Annotated in this window: 24 protein-coding genes; 14 read left to right on the forward strand and 10 right to left on the reverse strand. The window is 44.1% G+C overall.

All coding sequences use genetic code 11. From position 1 onward, the window contains the following. Positions 1–61: 61 nt before the first annotated feature. Positions 62–1,486: a chromosomal replication initiator protein DnaA gene (gene dnaA, locus BLT07_RS13715; protein WP_091869726.1), complete on the reverse strand. Its 1,425-nt coding sequence runs from the start codon at positions 1,484–1,486 to the stop codon at positions 62–64. A 205-nt stretch (positions 1,487–1,691) separates the two neighbouring features. Between dnaA and BLT07_RS13725 the strand changes: the two genes are divergently transcribed. After that, a complete protein-coding gene (locus tag BLT07_RS13725) occupies positions 1,692–2,090 on the forward strand; it encodes an acyl-CoA thioesterase (RefSeq protein ID WP_091869732.1) in 399 nt (132 codons plus the stop codon). A gap of 93 nt (positions 2,091–2,183) precedes the next feature. Here BLT07_RS13725 and BLT07_RS13730 read toward each other — a convergent pair whose 3' ends face one another. The 3 genes from BLT07_RS13730 to ribD are packed head-to-tail and all read right to left on the reverse strand — an operon-like array spanning position 2,184 to position 4,678. Continuing rightward, positions 2,184–3,047, reverse strand: coding sequence for a DMT family transporter (locus BLT07_RS13730; protein WP_091869736.1), 864 nt, complete (start codon positions 3,045–3,047; stop codon positions 2,184–2,186). A 1-nt stretch (position 3,048) separates the two neighbouring features. Further along, entirely contained in the window at positions 3,049–3,654 is a 606-nt protein-coding gene (locus BLT07_RS13735) for an HAD family hydrolase (RefSeq protein ID WP_091869739.1), read from the reverse strand. Further along, positions 3,647–4,678 carry a bifunctional diaminohydroxyphosphoribosylaminopyrimidine deaminase/5-amino-6-(5-phosphoribosylamino)uracil reductase RibD gene (ribD, locus tag BLT07_RS13740; protein ID WP_245726546.1) on the reverse strand — a complete coding sequence of 344 codons (1,032 nt, stop codon included), beginning with the start codon at positions 4,676–4,678 and terminating at the stop codon, positions 3,647–3,649. The genes BLT07_RS13735 and ribD overlap by 8 nt, the downstream gene beginning before the upstream one ends. Positions 4,679–4,723: 45 nt before the next feature. Between ribD and BLT07_RS13745 the strand changes: the two genes are divergently transcribed. The 4 genes from BLT07_RS13745 to ligA all read left to right on the forward strand — a co-directional run bounded on the left by BLT07_RS13745 (position 4,724) and on the right by ligA (position 9,026). Then, complete coding sequence (locus tag BLT07_RS13745) at positions 4,724–5,218, forward strand: GNAT family N-acetyltransferase (protein WP_091869744.1); 495 nt, start codon at positions 4,724–4,726, stop codon at positions 5,216–5,218. 169 nt (positions 5,219–5,387) lie between these two features. Next, complete coding sequence (gene prmC, locus BLT07_RS13750; protein ID WP_091869750.1) at positions 5,388–6,284, forward strand: peptide chain release factor N(5)-glutamine methyltransferase; 897 nt, start codon at positions 5,388–5,390, stop codon at positions 6,282–6,284. Positions 6,285–6,356: 72 nt separating this feature from the next. Continuing rightward, the gene (locus BLT07_RS13755) at positions 6,357–6,938 is read left to right on the forward strand and encodes an LOG family protein (protein WP_091869753.1); all 582 of its coding nucleotides are present in this window, start codon (positions 6,357–6,359) and stop codon (positions 6,936–6,938) included. A 75-nt stretch (positions 6,939–7,013) separates the two neighbouring features. Continuing rightward, positions 7,014–9,026, forward strand: coding sequence for an NAD-dependent DNA ligase LigA (gene ligA, locus BLT07_RS13760; protein WP_091869756.1), 2,013 nt, complete (start codon positions 7,014–7,016; stop codon positions 9,024–9,026). A 257-nt stretch (positions 9,027–9,283) separates the two neighbouring features. On the opposite strand, the gene BLT07_RS20775 is transcribed toward ligA, so the two are convergent. Together BLT07_RS20775 and BLT07_RS13765 are read right to left on the reverse strand one after the other, a co-directional pair. After that, on the reverse strand, positions 9,284–9,451 hold the full coding sequence (locus BLT07_RS20775; RefSeq protein ID WP_139205145.1) for a lmo0937 family membrane protein: 168 nt from the start codon (positions 9,449–9,451) through the stop codon (positions 9,284–9,286). Positions 9,452–9,560: 109 nt separating this feature from the next. After that, on the reverse strand, positions 9,561–10,841 hold the full coding sequence (locus BLT07_RS13765) for a hypothetical protein (protein ID WP_091869759.1): 1,281 nt from the start codon (positions 10,839–10,841) through the stop codon (positions 9,561–9,563). 62 nt (positions 10,842–10,903) lie between these two features. On the opposite strand from BLT07_RS13765, the gene BLT07_RS13770 reads away from it, so the two are divergent. Further along, a complete protein-coding gene (locus tag BLT07_RS13770) occupies positions 10,904–11,209 on the forward strand; it encodes a hypothetical protein (RefSeq protein WP_091869762.1) in 306 nt (101 codons plus the stop codon). Positions 11,210–11,259: 50 nt separating this feature from the next. On the opposite strand, the gene BLT07_RS13775 is transcribed toward BLT07_RS13770, so the two are convergent. Together BLT07_RS13775 and BLT07_RS13780 are read right to left on the reverse strand one after the other, a co-directional pair. Next, positions 11,260–12,171 carry a metallophosphatase gene (locus tag BLT07_RS13775; protein WP_091869765.1) on the reverse strand — a complete coding sequence of 304 codons (912 nt, stop codon included), beginning with the start codon at positions 12,169–12,171 and terminating at the stop codon, positions 11,260–11,262. Between the two features lie 124 nt (positions 12,172–12,295). Next, the gene (locus tag BLT07_RS13780; RefSeq protein WP_091869769.1) at positions 12,296–13,057 is read right to left on the reverse strand and encodes a 5'-nucleotidase C-terminal domain-containing protein; all 762 of its coding nucleotides are present in this window, start codon (positions 13,055–13,057) and stop codon (positions 12,296–12,298) included. Between the two features lie 107 nt (positions 13,058–13,164). On the opposite strand from BLT07_RS13780, the gene BLT07_RS13785 reads away from it, so the two are divergent. Both BLT07_RS13785 and dapA read left to right on the forward strand, forming a co-directional pair. Next, positions 13,165–13,698, forward strand: a complete 534-nt coding sequence (locus BLT07_RS13785) for a DUF6913 domain-containing protein (protein ID WP_091869771.1) — start codon at positions 13,165–13,167, stop codon at positions 13,696–13,698. Beyond that, positions 13,698–14,588 (forward strand): 4-hydroxy-tetrahydrodipicolinate synthase, encoded by an 891-nt coding sequence (dapA, locus tag BLT07_RS13790; RefSeq protein ID WP_091869774.1) that lies wholly within the window; start codon positions 13,698–13,700, stop codon positions 14,586–14,588. The genes BLT07_RS13785 and dapA overlap by 1 nt, the downstream gene beginning before the upstream one ends. Positions 14,589–14,812: 224 nt before the next feature. Here dapA and BLT07_RS21045 read toward each other — a convergent pair whose 3' ends face one another. Then, positions 14,813–14,989 (reverse strand): hypothetical protein, encoded by a 177-nt coding sequence (locus tag BLT07_RS21045; protein WP_175455332.1) that lies wholly within the window; start codon positions 14,987–14,989, stop codon positions 14,813–14,815. A gap of 226 nt (positions 14,990–15,215) precedes the next feature. Beyond that, positions 15,216–16,301: a vWA domain-containing protein gene (locus tag BLT07_RS13795; protein WP_091869777.1), complete on the reverse strand. Its 1,086-nt coding sequence runs from the start codon at positions 16,299–16,301 to the stop codon at positions 15,216–15,218. Between the two features lie 148 nt (positions 16,302–16,449). Between BLT07_RS13795 and BLT07_RS13800 the strand changes: the two genes are divergently transcribed. From BLT07_RS13800 to BLT07_RS13825, 6 genes are all read left to right on the forward strand, one after another. After that, positions 16,450–18,624: a DUF5916 domain-containing protein gene (locus BLT07_RS13800; RefSeq protein ID WP_091869780.1), complete on the forward strand. Its 2,175-nt coding sequence runs from the start codon at positions 16,450–16,452 to the stop codon at positions 18,622–18,624. Positions 18,625–18,815: 191 nt separating this feature from the next. Continuing rightward, positions 18,816–19,277, forward strand: coding sequence for a (2Fe-2S)-binding protein (locus BLT07_RS13805; RefSeq protein ID WP_091869783.1), 462 nt, complete (start codon positions 18,816–18,818; stop codon positions 19,275–19,277). 83 nt (positions 19,278–19,360) lie between these two features. Beyond that, entirely contained in the window at positions 19,361–21,595 is a 2,235-nt protein-coding gene (locus tag BLT07_RS13810; protein WP_091869786.1) for a xanthine dehydrogenase family protein molybdopterin-binding subunit, read from the forward strand. 26 nt (positions 21,596–21,621) lie between these two features. After that, positions 21,622–22,632: an XdhC family protein gene (locus BLT07_RS13815; protein ID WP_091869789.1), complete on the forward strand. Its 1,011-nt coding sequence runs from the start codon at positions 21,622–21,624 to the stop codon at positions 22,630–22,632. Beyond that, positions 22,632–23,237, forward strand: coding sequence for a nucleotidyltransferase family protein (locus tag BLT07_RS13820; protein WP_091869792.1), 606 nt, complete (start codon positions 22,632–22,634; stop codon positions 23,235–23,237). Before BLT07_RS13815 ends, BLT07_RS13820 begins: the two co-directional genes overlap by 1 nt. Before the next feature lie 14 nt (positions 23,238–23,251). Continuing rightward, positions 23,252–24,346: an amidohydrolase family protein gene (locus BLT07_RS13825; protein WP_091869795.1), complete on the forward strand. Its 1,095-nt coding sequence runs from the start codon at positions 23,252–23,254 to the stop codon at positions 24,344–24,346. The last annotated feature ends 61 nt before the right edge of the window (positions 24,347–24,407 follow it).

Genomic DNA, 24,407 nt, shown 5'->3' on the forward strand with positions numbered 1-24,407 from the left:
CTTCAATTTCTAAGCCAAATTTTATATGTTTTATCGTTCGTAGATAGGCGATTATCCGTGATCATGACAACTTCTTACGAAGATCTTCAATGTATTTACGAAACTGCTTATCGGTCTCGGCCAGGTTATCGACGGTCTTACAGGCGTGCAATACCGTGGCGTGGTCGCGTTTTCCGATTTGTGAACCGATACTGGCCAACGAGGCCTTAGTGAGTTTTTTGGCAAAGAACATGGCCAATTGGCGTGCCTGTACAATATGTCTTTTGCGAGTTTTAGATTGTAGGGTGGCCACATCCATTTCGAAATAGTCGGAGACCACTTTTTGAATATATTCTATCGATACCTCGCGCTTGGTATTCTTGACGAATTTTTCAACGACCTGCTGGGCGAGTTCAAGGGTAACCTCCTTTTTGTTGAACGAAGACTGGGCGATCAGTGAAATAACGGCACCCTCAAGTTCACGAATGTTGGTCTTGATATTTTTGGCCACATAATCAATAATATCATCGGGCATTTCAACTCCGTCGCGGTATAGCTTATTTTTCAGAATGGACACCCGGGTCTCGTAATCGGGATTCTGCAATTCGGCGGAAAGCCCCCATTTGAATCGGGACAATAGCCGTTGCTCGATATCCTGCATGTCGACGGGGGCCTTGTCGGATGTCAAGATGACCTGCTTTCCGTTTTGGTGCAAATGGTTGAAAATATGAAAAAATACATCTTGTGTACCCGACTTCCCGGAAAGGAACTGTACATCATCGATGATCAGCACATCGATCAACTGATAAAAGTGGATAAAATCGTTTCGGGTGTTTTTCTTGACCGATTCGATATATTGTTGGGTAAACTTCTCGGCAGAAATATAGAGTACGGTGCGTTCTGGATACTTGTCTTTGATTTCGACTCCTATGGCATGGGCCAGATGGGTCTTGCCAAGACCGACACCACCGAATACCAGTAACGGATTGAACGAGGTACCGCCCGGTTTGTTGGCCACAGCCATACCGGCTGATCGCGCCAAACGGTTCGAATCGCCTTCCAGAAAATTATCGAAATTATAGTTGGGATTTAATTGTGATTCGATCTTGATATTGCGGATACCCGGAATCACGAAGGGATTCTTCAGCTGCGGGTTTTTAGATTTTATGGGAACATCCATTTCTTGGGCGCCCATATTCCCGCGGTTAGAGCTGGGTATTTTTTCGGTAAAAGGTTCTTTATTGCCGTAGGTGTTTTCCATACGGATGATATACACCAATTTCGCCGTATCCCCGAGCTCTTTCGTCAGGGCCACCTTTAAAAGTTTTACGTAATGCTCTTCGAGCCATTCGTAAAAAAACTTACTGGGTACCTGAATGCTCAAAGCACTGTCGCAAAGCTTGACGGGTTTTATGGGTTCGAACCAAGTTTTGAATGCCTGCGGTTGAATGTTGTCGTTGATAAATACCAAACAGTTGTTCCATACGGAATTTGCAGTCGCACCCATGTTAAAATTTACTTATTTATCGGTTAGAAAAAACGTCAGTTGGTCGAAATCCGTCGGAGGAGACTTACTTTCTTGGATGGGCAAATATGTGAACAAAAAAGCTAAAAAAAAAATCGAAAGTCTATTGATTTTACCCTTTTTTTTCACCATGTTCGAAGACCCTATATCCATATCTTTTAAATATAGGATTTTAAACCGATACTAGATGAATTTTAACAAAATTTCTTTCCGTGTGCGATATGCAGAGACCGATCAGATGGGTGTCGTCTATCATGGCAACTATGCGCAATACTTGGAGATGGGAAGAATCGAGTGGTTGAGGAGGTTCGGAATTTCTTACAAAAGTATGGAAGAAAGTGGTATTATGCTGCCTGTCGTTTCTTTACATATAAATTTTAAAAAATCAGCCCTGTATGACGATCTTATTACCGTTGAAACCCAGCTCAAAAGAACGCCACTGGTCAAGATTGAATTCAACTATAAAATTTACAATGAAAAGCAGGAATTGTTAGCGGAAGCTAATACCGTTTTGGCGTTTTTGGACAAGCATACCAAACGTCCGGTCAAATGTCCGGATTATGTTTTGGACAAAATCAAAATGTAGAGGTGTCCTATATTTCTATTCCCTAAATACCATCAAAAAATTGCGGTACCTCGTCGGCATCATTCAATGTATATGTATCAGAAGTGATATCCATCAGAAAAAGGCGACTAATAAAATACTTATGACCGCCAGCCCGATGCCGCCCCAGTTTTTGGCGCTGATATGCTCTTTAAAAAGCACGATACCCAAAAGGGTAGAGAACATGACGATAGCCACATTGTTGATCGTAAAAACAGAGGCGCTGTTTAAGCTATCTTGTTGCAGTGCCTTGAGCAAAAAGTAGATTGAAAAATAGTTGGGAACCCCTAGGGCAATACCTCCCAAAATATTCCGGAAATTAATTTTAACTCGCTTTTTAGACGATTTAAAGCCGATAAATAGAATACCAGACATGGCCGCAGCGGCAAACACGGTCGCCGAGAAAATGGGATAGTCGTCTTCCCTAATATGGAATTCCTGAATATACTTGATACTTGTGTCGATAATGCCAGATCCCAAAAATACCGATAAAGGCAGTAGAAAGGAAGTTTTTTGCAAGTTGACGGATGTATCTTTGGCGGATGCAAAATAGACGGCGGCCAAGGCTAAAACGATTCCAACAACTTTCAAAGGCCCCAGTTCTTCGTGATATACGCTAACCCCAAAAATTACGGGAATAACCAATGACATTTTTGTAGCGACCGATGCCACCGAGACACCCACTTTTTGCGCTGTTGTGGCCATGAGATTGAATACCAGAATAAAAAGTAAGCCTAATGCCACGGTTGCAAAAAACCATGATTTTCCGGGAATTTCGGAAAGGGAAACATCCCCCTTATAAAAAAACAGTCCCGCAGCGCAGGCCACCACATAATTAACGACAATGGCGAAAAGCGTCTCGACTTTGAATCGAGTAAACAGCTTGAATACAACAAAAATGAATGAGGACGATAAAACGCTCAGAGCCAAATAGATCACGCTATAATTTGGATTTTAGTTGTACGATATCCTCTTTACCTACCTGTAGATTCCAACAATGGATACCCAATTTTTCAGCGGCTTCCGTATTTTCCCGGGTGTCGTCGATAAAGAACGTCTCTTCGGCCTTTAATCCGTTTTCATTGAGAACGAACTCATAAATTTCGAGGTTGGGCTTTCTTAAGTTGATTTCGTGGGACAGATAGAACTTTTCAAAGGAATTCTTGAATCGATGGAACTTTTCGCTGCCCATGATATCTTCTACATGTGGAATGTGGAGGGCATTGGTATTGCTCAATAGAAATAGGCGATAGTGGCCTTCTTCAGCCAAAGCCTCTATGAATTCTAGGCGCTCATCTGGAAAATCCAGTAACATGCTGTTCCATATGTGTGTAATTTCCTCAGATTTGGCTCGGGGATATACTTGGCCCAGATTTTCGATAAACTCCTCCGAAGAAATACCACCGACCTCATAAGTATCATTGAGCGTTATGATTTCAGGAGTAGGTTCGGCGGTACCCCCGAATTTTACCATTTCCCGGTAGATAACCTGTTTATCAAGATTGATAAAGACGTCGCCAAAATCGAAGATGATGTTTTTAATCATTGTAATGGATTTTTAAAGTTTCCAAACCGATAGGTGTAGAAGCTACTATTTTTCCGGATAAGTGGGGTGCGGCTATTCCTTTTTTAAAGGAGGATGTTCCTGTAAAAATGCGGGCTTCATCCCATAGACCGGCATCGATAAAACTTTGAAGAGTCTGTGCGCCCCCTTCGACCAGAACGCTCAAGATGTTGATTTCATGAAGGATACTGCAAATTTGCGATATTACATCCTTAGAAAAATCCAATATCCGATAGTCGATGCCTTCATAATAGCGCGAAGCCTCTGCGATTTCGGTGAGGATCAGGGTGGGATTGCTGCCATCTAACACATGGTAATCCCCATTTATCCTTAATTTCCGGTCTAGTACGACCCTAAGCGGATTTTTTCCTGTCCATTGCCGTACATCCAGTTTCGGATTATCTTCCAATACCGTATTCGTACCCACCAAAATCGCCTGTTCCTCGCTCCGCCATTTATGTGTCAATTGTCGGGAATATGAATTGCTGATCCAATAGGGTTCCGGATTTTCATTGCGTTCCGTTGTATCTGGAGCTATAAAACCATCCGCAGTTTCGGCCCATTTCAAAACGATATAGGGGCGTTTTTTTTCGTGAAATGTCAAAAAACGCTTATGGTGATCGCGACACTCGGATTCCAGTATTCCCGTAATGACGTCAACACCTGCATTCCGAAGTTTTGCAATACCTTGGCCGGCTACTTTCTCGTGCGGATCCAAGAGTCCGACAACTACAGACGGAATTTTATGTTTGATAATCAGATCGGCGCAAGGCGGAGTTTTCCCAAAATGAGAACAGGGCTCCAAGGTCACATATAAGGTAGCTTTTTTCAAGAGTGCCTTATCGGCTACCGAACCGATAGCATTCACCTCGGCATGCGGACCGCCATAGGGACTCGTAAAACCCTCGCCGATTAGTTGCCCGTCGTGAACTAGTACTGCCCCCACCATAGGGTTCGGTGCCGCAGGACCCAATCCGTTTCGAGCGATTTCAATGGCCCTTGACATATATTTTTGCCGTATATTCACAGCGCAAAAATAGGATATTAATTTATGGAATCCAGCACCCCTGTCATTCGCGAGATCAGACCGGAAGACAATGCCGAAGTGGCCCAGGTGATCAGAAAGGTCCTAGTTGAAATAGGCGTTCCAAGGGTAGGTACGGCCTATGCCGACAAGGCCTTGGACCACATGTATGAAAACTACGATGTGCCGCGCGCCGATTATTTTTTGGCCGTCCAAGAAGGAAAAATTCTGGGGTGCGCGGGCATCGCCCAACTTGAAAATTACCAGGGCAATGTCTGCGAGCTGCAAAAGATGTATTTTTTGGAGCAAGCGCGAGGAAGGGGCATAGGCAAAGATATGATGCAAGTTTGTCTGGATAGGGCAAGGAAATACGGATACGAAAAAGTATATATCGAAACGATGCCGTACATGAAGGCCGCCCAAAAGTTGTATACAAAATCAGGATTTGAATATATCGATGCCCCCATGGGAAATACCGGCCATTTTTCGTGTCCGGTTTGGATGCTTAAAAGTGTTCAATGACAGGGGCCGTAGGTAGCAAAAATTCAAGGTTTGACCGCCGTTTCGTAGCTGTTCAAGACTTAGGTGAAAATACCAATTTCGAAACCTGTTTTATCGGTAGGTGGTGGTGAAGCTTGCATGGTCAAGCTTGAACCTTGCGCGGCCGACTGTTGCTGTCAACACAAAAGATATGCTGCTAAAAGAAATAAAGAACATCTTTCACAAAGAACTCGACGGAAGTTATGACAAGGCAGAGGTCGACAGCTTTTTCTATTTGCTCATCGAGCATTATTTGGGTCTGGAGCGTTTCGTGTTGGCTTTGCAACCGAATTTGACCATAAACAAGAAAGAAGAACAACCCCTTTTCGAAGCCTTGGCGCAACTGCGATTACATCGCCCTATACAATACATCATCGGGAAGTCCCATTTTATGGATATGGATTTTTCGGTCGATGGTACTGTGCTTATTCCAAGGCCGGAAACCGAAGAACTGGTACGATGGATTATTGAAGAGTTAGACCCAATTAAGAGCCCGGTACGAAGCAAAAGGAGCACCATTTTAGATATAGGCACCGGTAGTGGTTGTATTGCTGTTTCTTTGGCTAAAAATCTCCCAAATTATGAAGTACATGCATTGGATGTTTCACTCGGGGCGCTTCATACTGCAAGAAGTAACGCAAAAGCAAACGATGTTGACGTCACCTTCGTTGAAATTGATATTTTAGACATTGAAACTTCAGCCGTAAATAGTGAAGATTCAACCATAGAATATGACATTATGGTCTCCAATCCCCCATATGTACGGGAACAGGAGAAAAAGGATATGCATAAAAATGTCATCGACCATGAACCGGGACTTGCCTTATTCGTTTCCGATGAGAATCCCTTAAAATTCTATGAAGCCATCGCCACTTTTGCCAGCAAAAAGCTGAAAAAAAACGGAAGTTTGTATCTAGAAATCAACCAGTATCTAGCAAAAGAAACCGAACACCTTCTCAGAAAACATAATTTATCGGAAATCGAGCTACGAAAAGATATGTTCGGGAATTTTAGGATGATGAAAGGTGTCAATTTGAAGTTGGATTGATTTGAAAATGGAACTTCCTTGCGTGAAAACGAATATTCCCTGATTCAGAAAGTTCTCAATAAAATAATTTAAATGAAAAGCATAGTAGTATTCTGTGGCAGCAGCGAAGGCAACGACCCTGATATTTTGGAGTATGCGGCCCGACTGGGAAAGACCTTGGCCGAACGGCAAATTACCTTAATTTACGGTGCCGCCAAAATCGGCGTAATGGGTAAAGTGGCGCAAGGCTGTTTAGATTATGGCGGAAATGTTATCGGTGTGATTCCCGATTTTTTGATGCTCCGTGAGGTCTATCATAACGGCTTGGCGGAATTAATCATCACCAAGAATATGCACGAACGTAAACTGAAAATGTACGAGCTTTCCGAGGGCATCATTGCACTGCCAGGCGGGTACGGCACTTTAGAAGAACTCTTTGAGATGATTACCTGGGCGCAACTGGGACTGCATCAAAAACCGATCGGAATTTTGAACATAAACGGATTTTATAACGACTTGCTAAAAATGCTCGAAAAGATGGTGTCTCAGGGATTCTTGAAAAACGAGAACTACGAGATGCTTTTGGTCGACGATTCCGTAAACGGACTGCTACAAAAAATGGACACGTATAAACCCCTGCCCTTGCCCAAATGGATTCAAAAAGACCAAATGTGAAGTCAATATTCTTGAATTTTATATTTTTAAATGGTGACCTGCACATCTTTACCCCTAAAGCCATTATTTTTGACCATGACCAATAAAGAGAACATAGAATCTTTGCGAAAAGAACTTCGTGAGCACAACCATAATTATTATGTGCTTGACAACCCGATAATTTCCGATTACGATTTCGACATGAAATTGAAGGAATTGCAGAAGCTGGAAGAACAGTATCCGGAATTTCAAGATCTGACCTCGCCGACTTTACGGGTCGGGGGTATGGTGACCAAAAATTTCGAGACCGTAGTACACAATTACCGCATGTATTCTCTTGACAATTCGTATTCCAAAGAGGATTTAGAGGATTGGGAAAAACGGATCCAACGTATTTTGGGTGATGCCGAAGTGGAATTTACCTGCGAACTGAAATACGATGGCGCGTCGATAAGCCTTACCTACGAAAAGGGTGAACTTGTGCAGGCGCTAACACGAGGCGATGGCTTTCAAGGCGATGCCGTCACTACTAACGTAAAGACCATTAAATCGGTCCCGTTGCGTTTAAAGGGCGATTATCCGGATAAATTTGATATTCGCGGCGAAATAGTGCTTCCGTTCGAAGGATTTGCAAAAATGAACGCCGATCGGATAGAAAATGGGGAAGAACCCTATATGAATCCACGGAATACCGCCGCCGGCAGTTTGAAGTTACAAGACAGCGCCGTGGTGGCGCAACGCCCGCTCGATTGCTTGCTTTACGGGATTGTAGGTCAAAACACGGGAATAACATCCCAATGGCAAATGCTGGAAAAAGCGAGGGAATGGGGCTTCAAAGTACCCACGGCCGCCAAATTGTGCAAGTCGACATCCGAGGTCATGGCCTTCGTGAATTATTGGGACAATAACCGGCACGATTTGCCTTATGAGACCGATGGGGTAGTGGTGAAGGTAAATAGTATTCAACATCAGGATGAACTGGGATTCACTTCAAAATCTCCCCGATGGGCAATGGCATATAAATTCAAGACGGAACAGGTTACCACATTACTGAACGAGATTACCTATCAGGTGGGTCGTACCGGAGCTATTACTCCTGTAGCTAATCTCGCGCCAGTATTGTTGGCGGGTACCACTGTGAAAAGGGCCTCTCTGCACAACGCCGATCAGATTGCCAAGTTCGATATCCGTGAGGGGGATACGGTCTTTGTAGAGAAGGGTGGGGAAATCATTCCTAAAATTATCGGAGTCGATTTTTCGAAACGACCCCAAGATTCGAAGCCAACCCTATATATTGACCATTGCCCTGAATGTAGCACCCAATTGGAACGCACCGAGGGCGATGCCAAACATTATTGCCCCAATTTTTACGGTTGTCCGCCTCAGATTACAGGACGCATCCAACATTATATATCCCGAAAGGCAATGGACATCGAAGGTATAGGTGGGGAGACCGTAGAGTTGTTGTTTAAAGAGGGATTGCTAAAAAATTACGCCGACCTGTATACATTGACCAAGGAACAGATTCTTCCGTTGGACCGGATGGCCGAAAAATCAGCAGCGAATTTGGTCAAAGGAATAGCGGAATCGGTAAAGATTCCCTTTGAACGGGTACTTTTTGCATTGGGCATCCGCTTTGTAGGCGAAACGGTGGCTAAAAAGCTGGCTAGGGCCTATAAGAATATTGATGCCCTGATGTCCGCTTCGGAAGAAGAACTGACCGCCGTAAACGAAATCGGGGAACGTATCGCCAACTCGGTAACGGAGTTTTTCCAAAACGAGGCGAATCGCGATATCATATCCCGTTTAAAAGGCTACGGCATACAGTTCTCTTTGTCCGAAAAACAGATGGAAAACCAAACAGATACCTTCAAAGGGTTGACCATCGTGGTGTCGGGAGTCTTTAAAAGCCTAAGCCGTGACGAACTAAAAAAAATGATCGAGAACAATGGGGGCAAGGTCGGGTCGAGTATATCCTCAAAAACCGCATATCTCGTCGCTGGTGATAATATGGGTCCGAGCAAACGTACAAAGGCCGAAAGTCTTGGCATACCGATCATTTCTGAGGGAGAATTTATGAAAATGGTCGACTCCCCCATGCAGGATTAGGTTGAAAAAATTAGGTCTTATGGGATTAGCTGAGTAAGAAGCGAACGTCAGTTTCGCGATATGGAAGGCAGCTGATTTTGGGCATTGAGTCCTGAAAGAAATGCAAAATAGAATACCGCAACAAAGAATGGATTCTTCATCCTTTTTTGATTTATTCTCTAAAAATAGCAGAAATTAAACATTCCAAAATAGGAAAGTCGACCCCATGGAATCGACTTTCCGTAAAAAAATTGTCCAAGAATCCTTAAAACATGCTCTTAAAGCGGTTTACGCCCAGAAATGATGTTGTAAAGTATTATCACAACCGCAATAACAATTAGAATATGGATTAGGCTATTGGTGCCCAGTCCAGGCACAACACCCAACATCCCCAAAAGCCAAACTACAATACAGATTACGGCTACAAGCCAAAGAAGTCCTCTCATGATTGATTATTTTATGATTTATTTAACTAATATACTAAAGATTTTAATACGAGTCATAAATTGAAGAAAAAAAATGGAGTATATGGTATAAGCTACGTACGCGACGATTCTAGGATGGATTTGGGGATGGGAATTTAAAATTCAAATCTCTTTCGGGATTTTTTTCTACAAAATGATACAGCATTCCATGAAGTACCATCAGTGCAATTAGTAAAAATAAGTACTCCCCAAAAAACGTATTTTGCCCGAGGCCCAATTCAGGATACCACTGAAAACAGAACCAAAAGTTTACTGAATTTAAGGCCATAAAGGCAAGTAGATAGGATCCTCTTTTAAATACCTTCGAATAAAGTCCAAATGAAAATATAAGTTTGATTTCCTGTCCGAATAATTGGAAAAACACGGGCCATATAAAGAATAGAGGTAGTGCGAACAATCGCGTTTCCCGTGCGAAGGCGGTCAGAATAACGATAGGTGTGTTGATTATTACGGTGATCAGAAAGGCGCCGACCCATTTCTTTGGGGAGGCGAGGGCCTGTTTTCTTCGCATTTGCACGGCGACCAAATACAAAAACGGGGCCAAGGCCAGAAAAACGGATGTCCAAGTTTCAACAGTGTTCTTGGCACTCTCAAAATTTTCAAGGAAACAGGAGTAGCGACTGGCCATTTCGATTTGGGTCGCTTTCAGCTGGTCATGGGTGTAAATAAAAAGTGCTAGATAGATACTATAGAAGAGTAGAGGAAGCAAAATCGGAATGCATAGTCTTAGGTGTTCTTTGGAAAACAAATTTTCATTTAATTTTCTCAGCCCCGGCATAAAGAATAACAAAGCCGGCAGTACTAACATACTCGTTTCCCTCGAAATCAAAGCCAGCGTAAAATAAGGCACGTACCAGGCCCATTTTTTTTGAACGAAAGCGATAAGAGCCAGTAAAATAAAACAGTATTGCAACGGCTCGTCATAGCTAAAAACCGGCGGAAAAAAGGCAAACAGTACGGAAAAGGATAAAAAATAGGCACATATATTGGCCAAGGCCTGTTCGGTACTGGCTTTTAGAGTTTTTGATAACTTGAAAAGTACCAATCCGCTGAGGAACAAAAGTGTAAAATTGATTAAAATAAAGGCGTGTCCGGATCGCAGTCCGAATTTACCCGTGACACTCTCGATAAGAAAACTGGTAAGCGGCCTTCGGGCAAAGGGAGCAATCTCTTGGTGATAATCAATCTGCGATTTTAAAAATCCGTGGGAGATACGCGTGTTGTTCTCGTTCAGCATACTATCCATATTCGGCAGCATGTGGATGCCGAGAATAATCAATGTAAACGACAATGCCACCAAATAGGGTAGGGGCGGCCAGCGTACTATTTTTTCGAACCTTGTAAGCGTCATGGATACGGATTAACCCATCGAATTTAGGTAATTTTGGAAAAGAAAGAACACGAAAACTGAAAATGATGCCCGATCAAAAGAACTACGAGGATTTTAAAAGTACGCTACTACATAAAAAACCGGATTCCGCCTGGCCGGAAGCGCTAAAATCCCTTTGGTACGATGCCAAAGGTGATTGGAAAGCTTCCCATGATATCGCCCAAGAACTACACAATGATATCGGAAGCTGGATCCATGCCTATCTGCACCGAAAAGAAGGTGATGAATACAATGCGGGATATTGGTACCGAAGGGCGAACCAAGAGTTCCCTGAAATTTCATTGGAGGAGGAACATCGGAAGATTACGGAGTTTGTAATTGGAATCTAAAACCTATATGATTACGCATCAATCATCCACTACAGTTAACACCGCTATTTTCACACCATTATCGATACCCCCTCCGCCGTTCTACTGGTATTGCTATCAAAATAAAAATCAATTCGCCCCAAGTTGAGACCGAAACATCCAACTTGGTTGACCAATATTTCACGGTCCATTCTATTTTTTACGATGGTAGGCTTGTCCAAAAAAGTATGGGTATGGCCCCCGATAATCAAGTCGGTGTATCTGGTTTTGGCCGCAAGCGCAAGATCGTTGGGTCTGTCATTGATTTTATAATCGTAACCAATATGCGATAGGCAAATAACCAGATGGCAGTTTTCATCCTCTTTAAGACGGCGCTCGAAATCAATGGCAATCTCATACGGATCAAGATACACCGTTTCTTTGTACATTTTTTTGTCGACCAAACCTGCCAATCCGATACCTAAGCCGTAGACCCCGACTTTGATACCATCGACCGTGTAGGTTTTATAGGGTTTGACATGTCCGTCCATCACGGTATTGCTAAAATCGTAGTTGGCGGAGAGCAGGTCAAATTCCGCATTCGGCATTTGGGCTAAAAGTCCTTCTATACCGTTGTCAAAATCATGGTTGCCGATGGTCGCGGCGTCATATTTCAGTTTGCTCATCAATTTGAATTCCAGTTCGCCGCCGTAAAAGTTAAAATAGGGGGTACCCTGAAAGATATCTCCTGCATCGAACAATAAGGTATTCGGATTTTCCCTACGAATCGTATCCACTAACGTAGCCCTCCGCGCCAGGCCTCCCAAATTTGGAAATTCGGAATGACTTTTCGGAAACGGGTCGATATGGCTATGCACGTCGTTGGTGTGTAAGACGGTGATGTGCTTTTTGGTCTCCCCAAGGCAGGAATTTAGGGATATCCCGCTAAGGCCTAACAGTGCGGTCGAAGCGGCACCCTGCTTAATAAATTTTCTTCTTTTCATGAAAAATGTTCAAATCCTATCCACCTAAAAATACCAATTCAGATGCGCTACTGCTAGTCTGCGAGTAGGGGTCGTAAAAGTAAGTACGCATTCATCTTTACCAATCCTAACATCCCGCACCCCCTCACTCCATCCTATAAAACCGATCATCAATATCTGGCGTAATGGTATCCACTTTACTGAAATAATCGATTATGGCATTTCGGATCTTATAATCGATGTTAGTTACTTGGGTTGCATCCTTGAAAAAAACCATATCATCACCTCCGTTCAACAAATAGTCCGACGTGGCTACGTTGTAGGTATCCTTTTCATTTAAGGGCTTTCCCTGTATACGAATGGACTGAATCTCGTTTTCTTTGGTAAGTACTACCTGTAGGCCCGATATGGGATGCGGTACTCCATAATCCCTCAAATAAAGCACCAGGTTCTGCACGGATTTTCCGCTAAGCGCCGCTATGACGATTGAATTCTCGAAGGGCATCACTTCGTATGCATTGCGAGCGGTCACTTTGCCCTTGGAAATGATGGAGCGGATGCTCCCGTGGTTCAGTAGTACGAAATCAATATCCTCACCGGTACGGGACCTAAAAATAGGTTCCGCTTCGGATAGCACGATATCGGCCAAAAGATTCCCTGCGGTGGTATTGTACTTACCGTCTGTTTTTGAAATCGTCGACGGAGCATAAGCCAATGCGCTATCCAGCACCGCGTCTATCCGCTTTCGATAGGGGGAGACAAAATTTTCTATGGAATCCGAGGCCTTGATCGATGCCTCAATTCCAATCTGCCGGCCTTGGATTTTGGCTAAGGAAGTGACATCCCGACAGGATAAAAAACAACTGATTGTTAAAAATATAACAAAATGTTCAATTTTTAAACTCATGGTTCGTTTTATCTTTGTGCAATAAAAATAATGCGAGGAGTTTCCTTACATTTGTATGGCTGCCTTTCTTTATATTGGAATGTCGGATGCACAAAATGTAAAAGTACATGTTTACGGGTATAAAAGACAAGTTCAAGTACAATTCGAGTGTTAAATTCCTTAAGCAGGAATTGGCAAAAGACCCCCCGAAAATAGAGCGGGAAAGTGGTATCAGCTCGGTAGGATGTATCGTAGATCTAGACAGTTTTGAGGATGCCAACCTGTTCTATGATTTTGTGGAGGATTATAATCTGCGGCCCAACGGGGTCAAGATTATCGGCTACAGAAGCTACTACGATAAGACTTCGCCCTATTCCACTCCCGTTTTTTCGGATAAGGATTTAGGCTGGAACGGCAATATCGAAAACAGTTACGCCCATGAATTTTTAAGTAGGGAATACGATCTGTTGGTCAATTATTATACGTCAGAGAATTTGCTCATCCAGTTAATGAGTATCAAGACCCGAGCCCGTTTTCGGGTGGGTTTCAAAGATGTAGACCGGGTCTACAATGATTTGATTATTGACACTCCATTGAATGATTTTACCACCTTTAGAAAGGAAATTAAAAAATACCTCGGTGTTTTAAACGAGATACGATAATGGAACAATTACAAGGTACGGGCGTGGCACTGGTCACCCCGTTTAATACAGACTTATCCATAGATACCGAGGCTTTGCGGCGCATCGTCAATTATTGCATCGATGGCGGGGTCGACTATTTGGTCGTACTCGGTACAACAGGCGAGTCCGTTACCCTGAACAAGGCCGAAAAAATGTTGGTAATGGATACTATTGTTAGCGCTAACATGGGTCGTTTACCTTTGGTATTGGGTATAGGTGGCAACAGTACCTATAGAATCGTAGATGAAATCAAGTCCTTTGAATCCGAGCATTTTTCAGCAATTCTTTCCGTTTCCCCCTATTATAACAAGCCTACCCAAGAAGGTATTTATCAGCATTTCAAAGCCATTTCAGAGGTGACCCATACCCCGATTATCATGTATAACGTGCCCGGTAGAACGGGCAGCAATATGCTGCCGGAAACTAGCCTACGCTTGTCGCATGATTTTGAAAATATAATCGGAATTAAAGAAGCTTCGGGTGATATGGTGCAGGTACAGAAAATCCTAAAAAATAAAAACAAGGACTTCATGGTGATTTCCGGGGATGATATCACCGCTTTACCGACGGTTCTCGCCGGGGGATCTGGCGTGATATCCGTTTTGGGACAGGGATTGCCCACAGCATTTTCTCAGATGATCCGAGCGGGCCTGAATCGCGAAGTAGACGCGGCATACCAGCTACATTATGCATTGCAGGATGGCATGGAACTCATATTTAAGGAAGGAAACCCGGCAGGAATCAAAGCGATTTTCGAGACGCTGGGCCTTTCGAGCGCCGAAGTGCGACTTCCTTTGGTGGAAGCTTCATCGGCTTTAAAAAAGGACATTGCCGCCTTTGTACAGCCGTTTTTGAAGGTTACGGCATGAAAAAAAATTGCAAATCCCCCGAAATCTCAAGATCAAATCCAAAAAAACAATTGCGTTTTTCTTTGGCCGTTCCGACAACGGGGCACGTAACTCAATACTCTTGAAGGTCGCTGAGAATTGACTATTTAAGAATCCTCTCTTGTAGGAACCCGTGAATAAACCACCAAAAAAGCCGTCTCGTTTTGTTTTGAGACGCCTTTTTATTTTTTGATTGGGCTACCGGATTAATACCCATACCGTATCACCATATTAGGTCCGTACATGAACAACATCGTGCACATGGCTAAAATAAGGCTGACAATCGCTGTAAACAACAGAAGCGATGTGGCCTTGAACCATTTCGGCATGTCTTTAAGAGAAGTGTTTTGAACAATAGTGTAATAAACATCCATATTTTTCATTTTTAGTGTTAAACTCGTTTTGAGTTCGTTAATACACACAGCATGATTTTTTCGGATGTAGGTCTCGGTCTCTGTCGAACTTGGGGTTCTTTGCAATGAAACAACAAATAGAACCAAATCCCTAATTCGCAGTATTATTTTTCGCTGAACGGCATAAAAAAAGGAAGAACAGTAGCGTTCTTCCTTTTTTTAAGTTTGGGGTCTCGAAATGTCCAGATCAATATATCTATTCACATCCCCCGGAAAAACCAGTGGCGTTAAATTTGGTCTGGACCGCGCCTTGTACACCACCTTTTGTTACTTGAATGGCCAGATTGTTATCACCACTACGTTTCGGACTGCAGTATTCGAAAAGGTAAAAACTGCTGGCCCTAAGGGAGACCAATTCCGATATATTGTTAAAGGTCGTTTCAAGCTCTTCTTTATTATTCGCAACAACACTCGATGTCTTTCCGATATCGGTCAGCACCTGGGTATCGATTTCGGCACCGAGACCGATCGTAAAGAAAGAGATATTAGGATTGGCCGTATCGACTTTCTTCTGTGCGGCCTGTTGCGTAAAACGGGAAGCTTGATCGGTACCATCGGTAAAGATGACGACCGACGCCGCCCCGATTTTTTCACCTTTTGTGCTTTCCGCCAAAAGGTTAGAAGCAATATCGGTAGATTTAATGACCGCCCCGTACAAATCGGTAGAGGGGTCGTTGCTTATATCGACCGTAATACCTTCGACTGCCGCCGTAAGTTCCGCCTTTTCTGAGGTCAACGGGTTCAGTTCGTGCAATACGTCTTCGCCATCGAACCAATAGATGGCCATTTTATAGGACTCTTGGGTAGTCGCGGGCATCACATTCTCTATAAAACTGGCGCTGGCGGTCTTTAGTTCATCGAGGCTGCTGCTTAATACACTGTTGCTCAAATCGAGTACCAACAATGTATTATTGCTAAAAATCTGCGAATTGGGTGAAATACGGGAGTTGGCCTCTGATTTCGATATGGTATTGAAACAAGCATCATTTTGCCCCTGCTCGTAGATGGTAAATTCATCTGCGGTAAGGCCCGGTACGGGATTTCCGTCCGCATCGGAAACCTTGAAAAATACCGATACTTTCCCCGGTTCTGTGGTATACTGGTCCTGAATGGAAAGGATGAGGTCATTCTCGCCAAGTTCAAGACAATCATCGACCGGCTTTCCTTCGCCGAGATCTCCACCGGTGTTCAGGCCGAAATTCACGTCGTCATCGGCATTGCCACAAGACACAAATAAGCTGATAGCGCAAAATAATACTAATAAATTGAAATAGGATTTCATTGTTGAGATTTAGTGTTAGTTTCAACCAACACAACGAACAATTCGATTGAATAGTATACTAGGAACCACAAAAAATGTTAAAGATTGTTAAGTAGGATGCCCTATAATTTTGTAGTTTTCCCACAGATTTCTTTATAATGCAGAATTTATGATTCGGATTGCCTTTTTTCTTCTCCTACTTTGCACTTTCCAGCCTTGCCTTTCCCAAAAAACGAATGCGTCGTTCCGACTAAACATTCGGAAGGCTTCGGCACCGATAACCATAGATGGTGTTGGCGACGATAAGGCCTGGCAGGATACCGATGTGGCCACCGATTTTTTTATGGTTTTGCCTATGGATGAAGGAAAGGCCAATGAACCCACAGAAATCCGGATGGCCTACGATGATAAAAATATATACTTGCTGGCAACTTTTTACCATAATATGAAGGGGGATTACTATGTAGAATCACTGCGGCGGGATTTTAATTTCGGAAAAAACGACAACTTTCTGCTATTTTTAGATCCGTTCAACAACCAGACTACCGGCTTTTCCTTTGGATCGAATGCCTATGGTGCCCAATGGGACGGTACCATGTACAACGGTAGCACCGTAGATTTGAATTGGGATAGTAAGTGGATTTCTGAAACGACCCGTGACGATGAAAAATGGGTTTTCGAGATGGCACTCCCCTTTAAGTCCATTCGCTATGAGGATGGCGTTTCGGAATGGGGCATCAACTTTAGCCGTTTGGATTTGAAGTCCACCGAAAAATCAAGCTGGACGCCTATACCAAGGCAATTGCCCACTGCATCCCTGGCGCATACCGGTACGTTGGTATGGGATACCCCGCCGCCGCCGCCTGGCCTAAATTTTTCTCTTATTCCCTATGTTTTGGGGAGCGTCGGCAAGGATCTCGAAAATACCGGGGATTCGGAATACGTTATCAAAGTAGGTGGTGATGTGAAGTTCAGTCTTACGTCTTCCCTGAATCTGGACCTGACCGTAAATCCCGATTTCTCGCAGGTGGAAGTAGACCGGCAGATTACCAATCTGGATCGGTTCGAACTGTTTTTTCCGGAAAAGCGGCAGTTTTTTTTAGAGAACGGCGACCTCTTCGCCAGTTTCGGATATGAGAACATCCGTCCCTTTTTTTCGCGGCGTATCGGTTTGGGCGTGCCCATTCAGGCCGGGGCAAGGGTCAGTGGCAACCTGAACAAAAAATGGCGTTTGGGCCTGATGGATATGCAGACCGCAAGCGTTGATGAAACGGGATTGCCGAGTCAGAATTTTGGAGTGTTGTCACTGCAACGCAAGGTTTTCAGCAGGTCTAATATCGGATTGCTTTTCGTGAACAAGCAATCTGTCAACTATCCTCGGGAAAACGACTCGATTTCAGCACTTTATCCAAAATTTAACCGGAATTTGGGATTGGAATATAATTTGGCTTCATCCGACAATCTATGGAACGGGAAAGCCTTTTTTCTAAAATCCTTTTCCCCCGATGAAACGGCGAACGGCATTACACAGGCAGCCCATTTGGAATATAAAAGCCGAAAGTGGAGCTGGCGGGTTCAAGAAGAATGGGTAAGCGATGACTATTCGGCCGAAGTCGGTTTTGTGCCTAGAATCGGATATTTAAACTTTAATGGATATGTTGGCCATTTGTTCTTTCCGAAAGGTGGCACCGTATTAAGCCACGGCCCTCGTATGAACGCCAAATATTACTTTAATGAGAATTTTGCTAAGACTGACAATACCAGCTTCTTACAATACTTGGTCAATTTTCGAAATCGAAGCGACTTGATGGTCTTTGTTTCCGACGATTACGTAAAACTACTGTCCCCTTTCGACCCTACCCAACTTGGCATAGCAAAACTCAATATTGGCACCGAACATCAATGGAATGCACTGGGGTGGGAGTATATATCGAAACCACAGAGCCTGTTCACCTATACCCTTGCCGGACGTTTAGGCGGCTATTACCTCGATGGCAACCGTACCAGCCTAACGGCGGAACTAGGCTACCGCTTTCAGCCGTATGTAAGCCTAAGCGGCAACTTGAACTATAATCATATACGATTGCCCGCACCTTGGAATACGAATGAATTTTGGCTTATAGGCTCCGAAATTGATATAACCTTTACCAATAAGCTGTTTTTTGCCAATCTATTTCAATACAACGAACAGACGAAAAACTTTAACTTGAATTCCCGTTTTCAATGGCGGTACAGTCCCGCTTCAGATCTATTTTTGGTCTACACCAACAATTATTTTATCGAACCTTTCGAAGGGCGGAATTGGGGGTTGACCTTAAAATTCACCTATTGGTTCAACCGGTAGTGGCGGAAAACAACTCACGGATTTTTAGTATTGCAAAACTAGTCTTACTTAATGAATCGCGGAAAAAAGGGGTTTGGAGCCCCCTTGAAATTAAGAAATTGTTAAAATAAAATTAAAAGCCGATTTTTTTCATATCTTCAAAGCTAATCTTATAGATTCTAGGTTCTGGAATCAATTGAAAAATAGCACATATGCCAAAATATAATCTGAACGTCAACGGAAAACCCCGGTCTATCGAAGCCAGCGCAGATACTCCCCTGTTGTGGATTTTAAGGGACCATCTAGACATGGTCGGCACGAAATTTGGATGCGGCATTGCCCAATGCGGTGCCTGCACTGTCCATATCGATGGAAACGCGGCCCGCAGCTGCTCTTTGCCTGTAGCTTCGGCGGAGGGCAAGGAGATTACTACAATCGAGGGACTTTCAGAAGATGGCTCGCACCCCGTACAGATGGCCTGGAAAGAAGTTGATGTCCCCCAATGTGGGTATTGCCAGGCGGGTCAGATCATGACAGCCTCCGCATTTTTAGCGCAGAACAAAAATCCGTCCGAAGCCGAAATCAAGAACGTTATGCACGGTAATATTTGTCGCTGTGCGGCGTACAATCGCATTCAGAAAGCCGTGGAAATCGCGGCCGGAAATATGGAATAAAAACCTTTTGGAACAGGATTTCCTAATTGGTAATCATCCACCATGATGGAAGTCTTACTAACTCTATCCTTAACTTTCAAAACATGTCAGCAACATCAGCTTCAATAACTTTCAGCAGAAGAAATTTTCTCCGCACGTCATCCTTGGCCAGTGGTGGTCTTCTTATCGGTTTCAATCTCTTTACCGCTTGCAAATCCGATGTTAAACCTCCAATTGATTTGGCAGAACTTAACTATAAAGATTTCAATGCCTTTATTAAAATAGCTAAGAATGGCGCGGTCACAATTTTCTCGCCGAATCCCGAAATCGGTCAGGGCGTAAAAACAGCGATGCCCATGATCATCGCAGAGGAATTGGATGTCGCATGGGATAAAGTGTTGGTGGAGCAGGGTGTTCTCGACACCGAAAACTACACCCGACAAGTGGCAGGGGGTAGCCAGTCTATTCGTTTTAGCTGGGACGCCCTACGCCAGACGGGGGCGACCGCAAAACAAATGTTGGTGAACGCCGCTGCTGCCAAATGGGGCGTCGATGCCTCAGAACTTTCGGTCAGTGAAGGTGTGATTACAAACGCGGCTGGGAAAACTTTAGGATATGGTGATGTAGTCGACGCAGCCGCGAAGCTCGAAATACCCGAAAATGTTGTACTTAAGGAGCCCAAGGATTATAAAATCATTGGTACGGATCAGGTTAACGTCGATATCGACAAAATTATCACAGGAAAACCCCTTTTCGGGTTGGATTATAAGGTAGACGGAATGGTCTATGCCGCAGTACTGCGCCCGCCTGCATTCGGACAGGAGCTGGAATCGTACGATGCGACCGAGGCCAAGACCATGCCCGGGGTTATCGACGTTATCAAAATTGGCGAAAAGGCAAAAGCACTTTTAGGAAAAGAAGAAATCAACTGGACTGCACAATTAAGCCCTAGTGAAAAAGTGGTCGTAATCGCCAAAACAACCTGGGATGCCTTTAAGGCAAAAAAAGCCATCAAGGCCCAGTGGAAAGATACCTCAACCTTGGAAAGCACAGAGTATCAGGACAAAAAATTAAACGATCTTTTAGATGGTAAGGAGTTTACTACCCTAAGGGAAGATGGCGATGTCAATAAAGCCTTCGCCCAAGCCGATAATGTCTTGGAGCGTACCTACGAATCCCCGTTCCTGCCTCATAATTGTATGGAGCCCATGAATTTCTTCGCCCATGTAACCGATAAAAAAATCCATTTAGTGGGTCCTATACAAACGCCCGAAGATGCGGCAAACACGGTAGCCGAGTTGTTAGGTCGTGACGTAAAGGACATCCATTTGGAAATGACCCGTCAAGGAGGCGGTTTTGGGCGACGATTATATGGCGATTTCGTTTACGAAGCTGCCGAAATAGCGGATGCCATTCGGAAACCGGTCAAGATGGTCTCTTCACGAGAAGACGATATGACCACAGGAGTATACCGTCCCGCCATTAAATATCGCATCAAAGCGGCTATAAAAGGCGGTAAATTAACGGGATATCAATTAAAAGAAGCAGCAATCAACGGCAATATGTACGGTCTCATTCCCAATTTCTTTCCCGCTGGTGCGGTAGAAAACTATCGGGTAGATGTCGCCAATTATGAGAGCAATATCACCACGGGGGCTTGGCGCGCACCCTACACCAACTTTTTGGCCTATGCCGAACAGAGCTTTTTTGACGAAATCGCCGAGGCGATGGATATGGACAAAGTGCAATTGCGGTTAGATTTGCTTGAAAAAGTAAAGGGTACTACAGACGAGCGAATTCAATACAACCCCGAACGCCTTCAGGCGGTCCTTAAAATGGCTGTTGATAAATCTGGATGGGGCAAGGCGCCGGAAGGCACGTATCAAGGAGTCGTCGCCTATTATTGTCACAATTCCCACGTCGCCGAGGTAGCCGATGTACAGATTGAAAACGGCATGCCGGTCGTGAAAAAAGTGACTTGTGTGGTCGATTGCGGTATCGTAATCAACCCCCTAGGTGCCAAGAATCAAATCGTAGGCGGGGTAATCGACGGTGTCGGACATGCCATGTACGGCCAATTCGGATTTAAAGATGGTGTGCCCAGTTCCAACAATTATGATACGTATCGGCTCATCCGTATGAATGAAGCTCCGGTTGTCGACGCTTACATGATACAAAATGAACTTTCCCCAACGGGACTTGGCGAGCCGGCCCTACCACCAGCTGGTGGCGCAGTCGCCAACGCACTAAGAGCCGCCACCGGAAAACGCATTTACAAACAGCCCTTTATGGAAGATCTGGATTTTTGGAGGGTCGAGGAAAAGGAAATCATAGGATAAATAGGTCAAACACAAGTTCACACTAAATGACCCACGAACTAAAAAAGATTATCCAAGCTTTTAAAAATGCAAAGGCCAAAAAGGTAAAGACCGTCCTCGTGACGGTCGTTGCTTTAGAGGGCTCTTCGTATCGAAGGCCAGGAGTCCGCATGCTTGTTCGCGATGACGGTAGAACGGTCGGTGCGGTGAGCGGGGGATGTGTCGAAAAGGAAATTGTTTTACAGGCCCAAAGCGTTTTTGCCACCGGCGTTCCGAAAATGATGACTTACGATGGGCGCTATCGATTGGGATGTGAAGGTATTCTGTACATTTTAATCGAGCCATTTGAACCCGAAACCGAGTTTTTTACGGCTTTTGATGATATGCTACAAAAACGCCATCCGTTTCAGGTAACTTCCTTTTTCTCAAAAACGGAGGGTTCGGACCAAGCCTATGGGTCCGTTTTTCGTTTTGATGGAAAGAAAATCCCTGTTCGGTCCTCATTGAAACCAAATACGGTCACGGAATGTTTTGAACAACAGATGCAACCTTGCTTTAAGCTTGTGATTGTCGGGGCGGAACACGATGCCGTTCAATTGTGCCTCCTCGCATCCCTTTCCGGATGGGAGGTGACTATTGTTGCCTCGGCATCCGAAGAAAAGAAAATTACCGATTTTCCGGGTGCCGAAAATTTTAGGTCGATAGAGCCCGAAATGCTATCCACAGAAAATATCGATGGGCAAACCGCATTGATGATCATGACCCATAGCTACGTGCGCGACCTGAAATATCTTTTGGCCTATAAGAACTCCCGACCGGCCTATTTGGGCCTTTTAGGTCCGTCAAGACGCCGGGAAAGATTATTGGGGGATTTTATCGAACGCCACCCCGAAATTTCCGATGCGTTTATCGAGAATATCCATGGTCCGGCGGGTCTCAACATCGGTGCGGAAACGGCTCAAGAAATCGCCCTGGCCATTATTGCAGAAATACTTTCCGTGACCAGGAACAAAAAGCCTATGCTGTTGAAAAACAAGTCAGGTAAGATTTTAAGTTGATGACTTTCCCTAAAAAAATAGCCATTGTCATACTGGCTGCCGGGGCTTCTTCCCGAATGGGTGAGGCCAAACAATTGTTGCCGTGGCAGGATACCACTTTGTTGGGCAACGCCATTCGAAACGCAAAAGCTTCCCATGCCAATTCCGTAACTGTCGTGTTGGGTGCAAATGCGGAAGCTATCCGAAACGAAATCTCAGAAAGTCAGATAGCAATTGTGGAAAACCGGGGCTGGGCTTCCGGATTGGGAAGTTCCATTGCCTGCGGGACGATATTCCTGCTCAGAAAAAAAAATAAACCTAAAGGTATTTTAGTCATGTTGGCCGACCAGCCTTTGATTGATCCCGCCTATCTCAATGCGATGATGGCCGTTTTCAATCCTCGGCAAGAAATGATTATTGCCACTGCGTATGAAGATAGGGCAGGCGTACCCGCATTATTTTCTAAAGACTATTATAAGAAATTAACTAATTTAGATGATGATTTTGGAGCGAAGAAAATCATAGATTGTGATAAAAAGAAGGTTTCGATTTTAAATTTTGGGAAGATTACTGTTGACATAGATACAAAATCAGACTACAAAAAAGTAAATAAAGACTTAAGTTAAAGTGTTTTAAATATATGAAAATTAGATTATTATTTTTTTCAATATCTTCTATATTGTTCTATGTGCCAGAATTGCCCGCCCAAGAAATGGGCTTTGAGGAATACAATCCTAAATCTACACTGGTAGTGCCCGTGCATAAAGTGTCAAAGTCTAAATTTCCTTTTATCGATGTCCATAGTCATCAACGTAATATGTCCCCCGAAAGCTTGAAAGGGCTGATCACCGATATGGATGCCTTGAACGAGGCCGTCATGGTCAATTTAAGTGGCGGGTCGGGTTCAAGTCTTCGGGAGCAAATCGAGAATATCAACCAAGTCTATCCCAACCGTTTCGTGGTGTTTGCCAATGTCGACTTTGATGGCGTCGGCACCAAAGGATGGACGGAAAACGCAGTAGCACAACTTGAAGCGGATATTAAAAACGGTGCCAAGGGACTCAAGGTATTCAAAAGTCTTGGCTTACGGAACATGGATAGCGATGGTAACCGATTGGCGGTCGATGATGAGCGTATAGATGCCATCTGGGCGAAATGTGCGGAAATGGGCGTCCCCGTATTGATACATTCCGCAGATCCAAAATCCTTTTGGGACGATATGGATGGGGACAACGAACGCTGGCTAGAGTTGAAAACGCATCCCCGAAGAAAACGTTCCGACACAGATCCGGCCTCTTGGGAACAGATTATTGAGGAGCAGCACCGGATGTTCAAAAAACATCCGAATACAAAATTCATAAATGCCCACATGGGCTGGTACGCCAATGATTTGGGCAAACTGGGCCAGCTTTTGGACGAAATACCGAATATGAATGTAGGTATTGCCGCCGTTATTGCCGAATTGGGTCGGCAGCCCCGTAATGCAAGGGAGTTCTTTATCAAGTACCAGGATCGCATCTTATTTGGTAAGGACAGTTGGCAACCTGAGGAGTTTCCGACCTATTTCAGGGTGTTGGAAACCGATGACGAATATTTCCCGTATTATAAAAAGTACCATGCCTTCTGGGCCATGTACGGGTTGAACCTACCGGATGAAGTCTTAAAAAAGGTGTACTATAAAAATGCCCTGAAACTGATTCCCGGTTTGGATAAAAGTCTTTTTTCCAAAAATTGATTCCAGGTCCCGTGCATTTCGTCCTTACGCAATTAAAATTTTGTCGAAATAACGAGTCTGC

The organism is Pricia antarctica, from assembly GCF_900101815.1.
GTDB lineage: Bacteria > Bacteroidota > Bacteroidia > Flavobacteriales > Flavobacteriaceae > Pricia > Pricia antarctica.